Consider the following 7,804-nt stretch of genomic DNA (forward strand, 5'->3'; position numbering starts at 1 on the left):
AGATGACCGATAAGCTGATCGTAGAGAAACAGGGTCATACCGCTGTTATCACCATGAACAATCCACCGGCTAACACCTGGACTGAAGACAGTCTTAAGGGCTTGGCTGTTGTGGTTGAAGAGCTGAATCAGGATAAAGATGTTTATGCTCTGGTGATTCGCTCTACAAGCGAGAAGTTCTTTTCTGCGGGTGCAGATCTGAACTTGTTTGCTGATGGTGATCGTTCAGTGGCGCGTGATATGGCGCGCTATTTTGGTGAAGCATTTGAAACGTTGTCTCGCTTCCGCGGTGTATCTATCGCTGCAATCAATGGTTTTGCGATGGGTGGCGGTCTGGAAGTGGCACTGGCGTGTGATATTCGCGTTGCGGAAGAGCAGGCTCAAATGGCGCTGCCGGAAGCTAAAGTCGGTCTACTGCCGTGTGCAGGCGGTACGCAGAACCTGACCATGCTGGTCGGTGAAGGTTGGACTAAACGTCTGATTCTGTGTGGCGAGCGTATTAAAGCGCCGCTGGCGAAAGAGATCGGTCTGGTCGAAGAGCTGGTGCCAACCGGGCAGTCTTTTGAACGTGCAATGGAGATGGCGAAAGCCGTTGAACAGCAGAGCCCAACCGCTGTCGCGGCCTGTAAACAGCTGATCCAGAACAACCGCACCCATCATTGGGATGCGGGTTACATTCTGGAGCGCGAGTTGTTCGTTGATCTGTTCCATACGGAAGATCAGAAAGAAGGTGTGAATGCATTCCTTGAGAAGCGTGCACCGGGCTGGAAAAACCAGTAATTCGGTTTTCTTATTCAACACAGTTCACCCTTCGACGTATCCAACAGACTTATATGGCGAAGGCAGACGTATCAGGAAATATCCGGCACTGAAGCGGGTGTCGGAATTTCTTCAACAGGAAATCCAATCATGAGTGCAGTACTGTTTAACGAACACCCAACTCAGGACGGAAAAAAGATCGTAGAGATCTGCCTGAATGCAGAGCGTTCCCTGAACGCCCTGACGTTGGAAATGATTGACCTGATCCAGCCTCAGCTGGATGCGTGGAAAAACGACGATAGCGTTACCGCAGTGATTCTCGATAGCGCGGGCACAAAAGCATTTTGTGCTGGTGGCGATGTCGTTAACCTTTATAAATCGATGGTTGGTGAAGGGGATAAGGGCTTCCCGGAAGAGTTCTTCACCCGTGAGTACACCCTCGATTACACCATTCATACCTACAATAAACCGATCATCTGCTGGGGTAACGGTATCGTGATGGGCGGTGGTATGGGCCTGATGAATGGTTGTAGCCACCGAGTGGTAACTGAATCGACTCACATGGCGATGCCAGAAGTGACTATCGGTCTATACCCGGATGTGGGTGGTAGCTGGTTCCTGAATCATATGCCTGGTCGCACCGGTTTGTTTTTGGGTTTGACCGGTAATCGCATGAATGCGGCGGATGCCCTCTTTTTGGGCTTAGCAGACCGCTTTGTAGCGGGTGAACTGCGCAGCAGCATGATCGAGCGTTTGCAGGCTGAAAGCTGGGACGGTGATGCGACCGCTGCGGTAAACCGAGTTTTGCGTGAGCTGGAAGATGAATCTCAACCTCAGTTCGATAGTAACTCTCCGGTACAGGCAAACTTTGATCTGATTCAGCGTGTAACGGATCAGGACAGTCTGGAAGAGATTGTCGAAAGTCTGCTGGCGGAAGAAACCGAAGATAAGTGGGTGAGCAAAGCGCAGAAAGCGATCAGCCACGGCAGCCCGTTAGCGGTTAATCTGATCCAGCGTCAGTTGGAAGTGACCAGCCAGATGTCTCTGAAAGAGGTTTTCTGTGCGGAGCTGGCGCTGTCTGTTCAGTGCTGTACCCACCGTGAATTCCCAGAAGGTGTGCGCGCATTGTTGGTCGATAAGGATGGCAGCCCGCAGTGGACATTCAAGACACTGGCGGATGTAGATCAGGATAAAGTCAGCGAATTCTTTGTGGCTCCTTGGGAGACCAATCCGCTGGCAGGTCTGTAAAAGCGCATATTCAGGACGCAGTTTCAGTCCGGAAGGTAGCGCGCATTGCTGCGGCTGCCTTCTCAATTAATAAAGATAAGAAGGACTAGAGTTATGGCTACTATCGGTTTTATTGGTCTGGGCAACATGGGTGGCCCAATGGCCATCAATCTGGCAAAAGCAGGCCACAGCGTTAAAGCATTTGATCTGTCTCAGGATGCGATCCAGAAAGTGGTTGCGGCAGGTGGTCAGGCAGCAACGTCCGCGGTTGATGCAGCGCAGAACGTTGAGTTTGTTGTATCTATGCTGCCTGCGGGCAAGCATGTTGAAAGTATCTTTGTGACCGGTGAGCAGCCACTGTTTGATGTCGTGGCTGACGGCACACTGATCATTGATTCTTCTACGATTGATGCGGAAACAGCGAAACGTGTTGCTGCAACAGGCGCTGAACGTGGTATCAGCTTCATCGATGCACCAGTTTCCGGTGGTGTTGGCGCTGCGACTGCGGGTACCCTGGCATTTATGGTGGGTGGTTCCGAAGCGCTGTTTGAAAAAGCGAAGCCAATCCTTGAGTGCATGGGTAAGAATATCTTCCGTGCCGGTGATAACGGTGCAGGTCAGGTAGCAAAATGCTGTAACAACATGTTGCTGGCTATCCTGATGACAGGCACTGCAGAAGCGCTGAATATGGGTGTTAAGAACGGTCTGGACCCAGCGGTGCTGTCCGAAATCATGAAGCAGAGTTCCGGTAGCAACTGGGCGCTTCAGGTTTACAATCCATTCCCGGGCGTGATGGAAGGTGTGCCATCTTCTAACGATTATCAGGGCGGCTTCCAGGTTGATCTGATGTATAAAGACTTAGGTCTTGCGGGCGATGTTAGCCATCAGAGCGGCTCGCCAACTCCTATGGGTTCTCAGGCGCGTGCACTGTTCAGCATGCACAAAGCGAAAGGCAACGGCGGGCTGGATTTCTCCAGCGTGCTGCGTCTGTATCAGGATCAGTGATCCGACTCACATAATAATAAATATTTGCCTGCTTTCGGATAACGGGAGCAGGCAGACAGTTCCTCGCGGCACTGTGGGAATCGGTCTGAATTGATATGTATGAATGACTGAATCCACGCCGTAGTGCCAACTTCTATAAAAAAAATAAACGAGGTTGAACAATGGGATACAACGATGAATATCAGGCTGCGTTAGATAACACGGAAGCCTATTGGGCCGGGCAGGCTGATCGCATCGCCTGGTTCAAAAAACCAGAAACCACACTGGAAAAAACTGAATTCGGAACCTATAGCTGGTACCCGGATGGTGAGTTGAACAGCTGCTATTTAGCTGTGGATTACCATGTTGAAAACGGTCGTGGTGAGCAAGTTGCACTGTATTATGATTCACCTGCGTCAGGCACCAAAGACGCCATCACCTATAGTCAGCTGCAAGACAAGGTTGCTAACTTCGCGGGTGCTTTGAAAGCACAAGGCGTGGAGAAAGGCGACACCATCCTCATTTACATGCCGATGATTCCTGAAGCGGCCGTAGCGATGTTGGCATGTGCCCGTCTGGGTGCGATCCACTCTGTTGTATTCGGCGGTTTTGCGCCGGCAGAAATGGCGATCCGTATTGATGATGCCAGCCCGAAGATGATCCTGACCGCGTCCTGCGGTATCGAATTTGAAAAGAAAATTGCCTACAAGCCTCTGGTTGATCAGGCGATTGATCTGGCGACTCACAAGCCACAGAACACCGTCGTTTGTCAGCGTCAGATGATTACAGCTGAGATGAACAACGCACGCGATCTGGACTGGTATCAGATTCAGGAAGGTGTTCAGCCTGCTGAATGTGTTGCCGTGAAAGGTTCTGACCCTCTTTATATCCTGTACACCTCCGGTACCACGGGTCAGCCAAAAGGTATTGTGCGTGACAACGGCGGTCATGCCGTTGCGCTTAGCTATGCGCTGAACAATGTCTACGGTATGGAAGCCGGTGATGTGTGGTGGGGCGCGTCCGATATCGGTTGGGTCGTGGGTCACTCCTTTATCGTCTACGGTCCGCTGATGGGTGGTTGCAGCTCGATCTTCTTTGAAGGTAAACCGATTCGTAACCCGGATGCGGGTACGTTCTGGCGAGTGATGGAAGAGTACAATGTGAACTCTATGTTCTGTGCGCCAACGGCATTCCGTGCTATCCGCAAAGAAGATCCAGAAGGTGCGCTGTGTAAGAAATATGATCTGAGCAGCCTGAAATGGGTCTTTGTAGCCGGTGAGAAGCTGGATTCCTCTACCTTTCATTGGTTATCTGATCTGCTGAAGGTGCCGGTTATCGATCACTGGTGGCAGACCGAAACTGGCTGGCCGATGACGGCGCCAATGATGGGTTGGGATAATCCATCGGATGCACGTCTGGGCTCTACCAATAAGCCGATCCCGGGTTATGACATTCGTGTGTTGGATGGCGAAGGCACTGAAATGGCGGACGGTGATGCAGGTAATATCTGTGTGAAATTGCCAATGCCACCGGGTGTTGCCTGGAGTATCTGGAACAACAATGATCGTTATGTCAGCTCTTATCTGGAGGCATTTCCGGGTTACTACCACACCGGTGATGGCGGATATAAGGACGATGATGGATACATCTACATTACCGGTCGTACCGATGATGTGATCAACGTATCGGGTCACCGTCTTTCTACCGGTGAAATGGAAGAGGTGGTATCTGCTCATCCAGCCGTTGCCGAATGTGCTGTCATTGGTATGAATGACGAGCTGAAAGGTCAGCTTCCGGTTGGTCTGATCGTGCTAAAAGCCGGTGAAGATATTGAAGATGCACAGATCGAGGCTGAGCTGGTGCAGATGGTGCGTGAACAAGTAGGTGCTTTGGCGTGCTTCCGACGCGCTTTGGTTGTACAGCGTCTGCAGAAAACCCGTTCCGGTAAGATTCTGCGCGCTATCCTGCGTAAGATTGCGGCTCAGGAAGAGTACAAAATGCCATCGACCATTGATGATGAAACTATTCTGCCAGAGATTACAGCTCTGATGGCCGATGCGGGCATGACCAAGTAATTGAGCATACCCATTTGGTTTAAATCTGAGGGCTAGCCCTCGGGTTTAAACCGTACCGATGTCCCCCTGCGTTGGCTCGTTTGCTAGGACGGTGCCGACGCTTTCTCTGTCGCTTTAACGCTGAATATTTAGATAATTAAAAATATTAGGGAAAATACTTATTTTTCCTCGCAATCCGCGTTAAAACGCGATATAAATTTACGTTAACGTAAGAGTAAAGAATAAGCTGCTCGACAGATTTTGGATCTGTCAGGCATATAAGCAGGAGAGTTTCTATGCAGGTTAAAGACAGTGTTTTTGTAATCACCGGTGGTGGTCGTGGTCTGGGTCGTGCGATGGCCGAGCATCTGGCAAAACAGGGCGGCAAGCTGGCGCTGATCGATCTGGATCAGGAAGCGTTGGATCAGGCTATCGGCCAGTGTCAGGAACTGGGCGGTGAAGCGCGTGGTTACATCTGCAATATCACTGATGAGCCTGCTGTAGAAAGCACTTTTGCTCAGATCAAAGAAGAGTTCGGTGAGATCAATGGCCTGGTGAATAACGCAGGTCTGATGCGCGATGGCATGCTGATCAAAATGAAAGACGGCAAGCTGGTCGGCAAAATGGCGTTGGATAAGTGGGAATCTGTCCTGACCGTCAACATGACGGGTACCTTCCTGTGTGGTCGTGAGGCGGCTGGCATTATGGCTGAGCAGGGTAAGGGCGGGGTGATCGTCAATATCTCTTCCGTTTCTCGTGCGGGCAATATGGGTCAAACCAACTACTCTGCAACCAAAGCGGGTGTGGCAACAATGGCGGTGAGCTGGTCCCGTGAGCTGGCACGCTTTGGTATTCGCGTTGGTGGTATTGCACCGGGTGTTATTGCGACTGAGATGACAGCACAGATGAAGCCGGATGCGATTGATCGTATGGTTTCTGCGGTACCACTGCGTCGTTTAGGTGAAGTGGAAGAGATGTCTCACACGTTGCAGTACATCATCGAAAACGAATTCTTCACCGGCCGCATTGTTGAAATGGACGGTGGTCTGCGTATCTAAAGATGTTCTGGAATCTACGATCTGGGCTGATGCGTAGATTCCACCGTTTCACCCTGAAGAACTTTGCAGGTTATACAGGTTCTTTGCTTGTTAGCTGAAAGACGACCGTTGTTATAGTGCCGTTAACTGCACTAGTACTCTGTTGGTACGTCACTTGGGGAGCTTGCTCCCCCTTTTTATTTCCACGTTTAGAACATAACAATACAGTTCTATACTCGTTTCCAGCGCATTGATATTGTCTGTAGCCAGACTGGTAACGTGTACTCTCTGTTCACCGTTGCCTATGTTGACGGTATAAAATACGACAACCCGAAACTCTCTTTCCCGCGACAACATCCCCTATAAAAATAACAAAGGAGCACGGATATGGATCGTTATCTGGATGACTTTTCCGAAGGTGACCTGTTCAAAGCACCCGGCTTTACCTTAAGCGAAGGGCAAATATTGGATTTCGCGTTAACCTATGATCCTCAACCATTCCATATTGACGCGCAGGCGGCATCGGAAAGTCCTTACGGAGGTTTGATCTCCAGTGGCTTTCAGACACTTGCACTGTGTTTTCGTATGGTTGTGCAGTCAGGCGTCTTTCAGACTGTCAGTATGGGTGGTCCAGGTATTGACGAGCTACGCTTTCTGGCACCTGTCAGGCCGGGAGATACGATCCGTACAACGGCCGAAATCCTTATGGTAAAACCCTCCCGGTCCAAGCCTGATCGAGGGATTATGCGGATTCAATTTCGAGGCTTTAACCAGCATGGCGACGAAGTGATCAGCTTTATCGTGATTATGCTAGGTAGACGTGCCCCGTCAGCTGGTTGACGTACAGCCCGCCTTTTTATTGCTTGGCGGGGCTTACATTGGTACGGCTTTTGGCTAGAATGTGCATATCACGTTGCCACTGATAGGAGGGCTCGTTTATGTCAGATTTAGGTAATGCGCATCCAAAATTTATTGAAGCGATGCAAAAGCTGTCAGCAATGTCAGAAGAAGAGCGCCTGTCGGAGGAGAATAAGGACCTGTTCGAGCAGGCCATGAACTATGCGCCGCTGGATATTCAGCCGCAGTTGGTCGCTATTCGTAAGAAGTACGACGAGCTTCACTAAATACCATCATCGCTATTCACGCACAAAAAAGCCGCTCACGTAGCGGCTTTTTTGTGCGTGTTGTTCAGTGAGTAATCAAATCTCGGCTAAAGGTTGGGTTGAGGCCAAAGTAATCGCTAAGAAAGACTATACATTTGATGTTTAGGCGATAGCATAGGCGTTTCAGCAGTTGTTTTGAAAACAGGGGTACATGGACCGCTCTCCTGAATCATGCTTCCTGAGATTCATAAGAGTTGTCAGATGTGCCGTATGAACGACCTTGTCGATCAAAATCCCCAAAAACTGATCCGTCTACTCCAAGTCGTAGCGATTATCTCTACCTGTCTTATCCTTGGTGCCTCTATTCTTGGTACGCATTGGTTGTATCGAGGCTATGTGGAGAAAGTATCTCGTGAGGATGCGATACGGATTAGCGAGCTGATCATCGCGATAGAAGATCGTTTCCTGTTGTCTGCCGACAATCTAATGCAGTCCACTTTATTGCTGGATGATGCCGCGCTGACAGAACTGGATCAACGAATGAATCAATTCCTTTCGCCTCATGGGGTGTTGAAAGTGAAGGTGTCTTCGTTGAACGGAACCGTTTTGTACAGTACAGATCATTCGATTATCGGCCAGTC

Annotated in this window: 8 protein-coding genes; all 8 read left to right on the forward strand. The window is 50.1% G+C overall.

Features of this window, described 5'->3' with window-relative positions; genetic code table 11:
• Positions 1-2: 2 nt before the first annotated feature.
• The gene (locus ABYW01_RS00870) at positions 3-779 is read left to right on the forward strand and encodes an enoyl-CoA hydratase (protein ID WP_193954090.1); all 777 of its coding nucleotides are present in this window, start codon (positions 3-5) and stop codon (positions 777-779) included.
• A 129-nt stretch (positions 780-908) separates the two neighbouring features.
• Entirely contained in the window at positions 909-2,006 is a 1,098-nt protein-coding gene (locus ABYW01_RS00875; RefSeq protein ID WP_372830657.1) for an enoyl-CoA hydratase/isomerase family protein, read from the forward strand.
• Between the two features lie 93 nt (positions 2,007-2,099).
• Positions 2,100-2,990: a 3-hydroxyisobutyrate dehydrogenase gene (mmsB, locus tag ABYW01_RS00880; RefSeq protein ID WP_372830658.1), complete on the forward strand. Its 891-nt coding sequence runs from the start codon at positions 2,100-2,102 to the stop codon at positions 2,988-2,990.
• Between the two features lie 161 nt (positions 2,991-3,151).
• Positions 3,152-5,044, forward strand: coding sequence for an AMP-binding protein (locus tag ABYW01_RS00885; protein ID WP_372830659.1), 1,893 nt, complete (start codon positions 3,152-3,154; stop codon positions 5,042-5,044).
• Positions 5,045-5,319: 275 nt separating this feature from the next.
• Complete coding sequence (locus tag ABYW01_RS00890) at positions 5,320-6,081, forward strand: SDR family oxidoreductase (protein WP_193954086.1); 762 nt, start codon at positions 5,320-5,322, stop codon at positions 6,079-6,081.
• A 366-nt stretch (positions 6,082-6,447) separates the two neighbouring features.
• Positions 6,448-6,900: a MaoC family dehydratase gene (locus tag ABYW01_RS00895; protein WP_372830660.1), complete on the forward strand. Its 453-nt coding sequence runs from the start codon at positions 6,448-6,450 to the stop codon at positions 6,898-6,900.
• Positions 6,901-6,998: 98 nt separating this feature from the next.
• Positions 6,999-7,184, forward strand: coding sequence for a hypothetical protein (locus tag ABYW01_RS00900; protein WP_372830661.1), 186 nt, complete (start codon positions 6,999-7,001; stop codon positions 7,182-7,184).
• Between the two features lie 240 nt (positions 7,185-7,424).
• Positions 7,425-7,804, forward strand: a 380-nt coding sequence (locus ABYW01_RS00905; RefSeq protein ID WP_372830662.1) for a hypothetical protein, incomplete at its 3' end; no start/stop codon positions are given.

It is taken from the genome of Pontibacterium sp. (assembly GCF_041587635.1).
Lineage (GTDB): Bacteria > Pseudomonadota > Gammaproteobacteria > Pseudomonadales > Balneatricaceae > Pontibacterium.

Coding starts and splice junctions, on each gene's coding strand:
- ABYW01_RS00900 (WP_372830661.1), top strand. CDS start 6,999: ATGTCAGATTTAGGTAATGCGCATCCAAAATTTATTGAAGCGATGCAA.
- mmsB (WP_372830658.1), top strand. CDS start 2,100: ATGGCTACTATCGGTTTTATTGGTCTGGGCAACATGGGTGGCCCAATG.
- ABYW01_RS00875 (WP_372830657.1), top strand. CDS start 909: ATGAGTGCAGTACTGTTTAACGAACACCCAACTCAGGACGGAAAAAAG.
- ABYW01_RS00885 (WP_372830659.1), top strand. CDS start 3,152: ATGGGATACAACGATGAATATCAGGCTGCGTTAGATAACACGGAAGCC.
- ABYW01_RS00890 (WP_193954086.1), top strand. CDS start 5,320: ATGCAGGTTAAAGACAGTGTTTTTGTAATCACCGGTGGTGGTCGTGGT.
- ABYW01_RS00870 (WP_193954090.1), top strand. CDS start 3: ATGACCGATAAGCTGATCGTAGAGAAACAGGGTCATACCGCTGTTATC.
- ABYW01_RS00895 (WP_372830660.1), top strand. CDS start 6,448: ATGGATCGTTATCTGGATGACTTTTCCGAAGGTGACCTGTTCAAAGCA.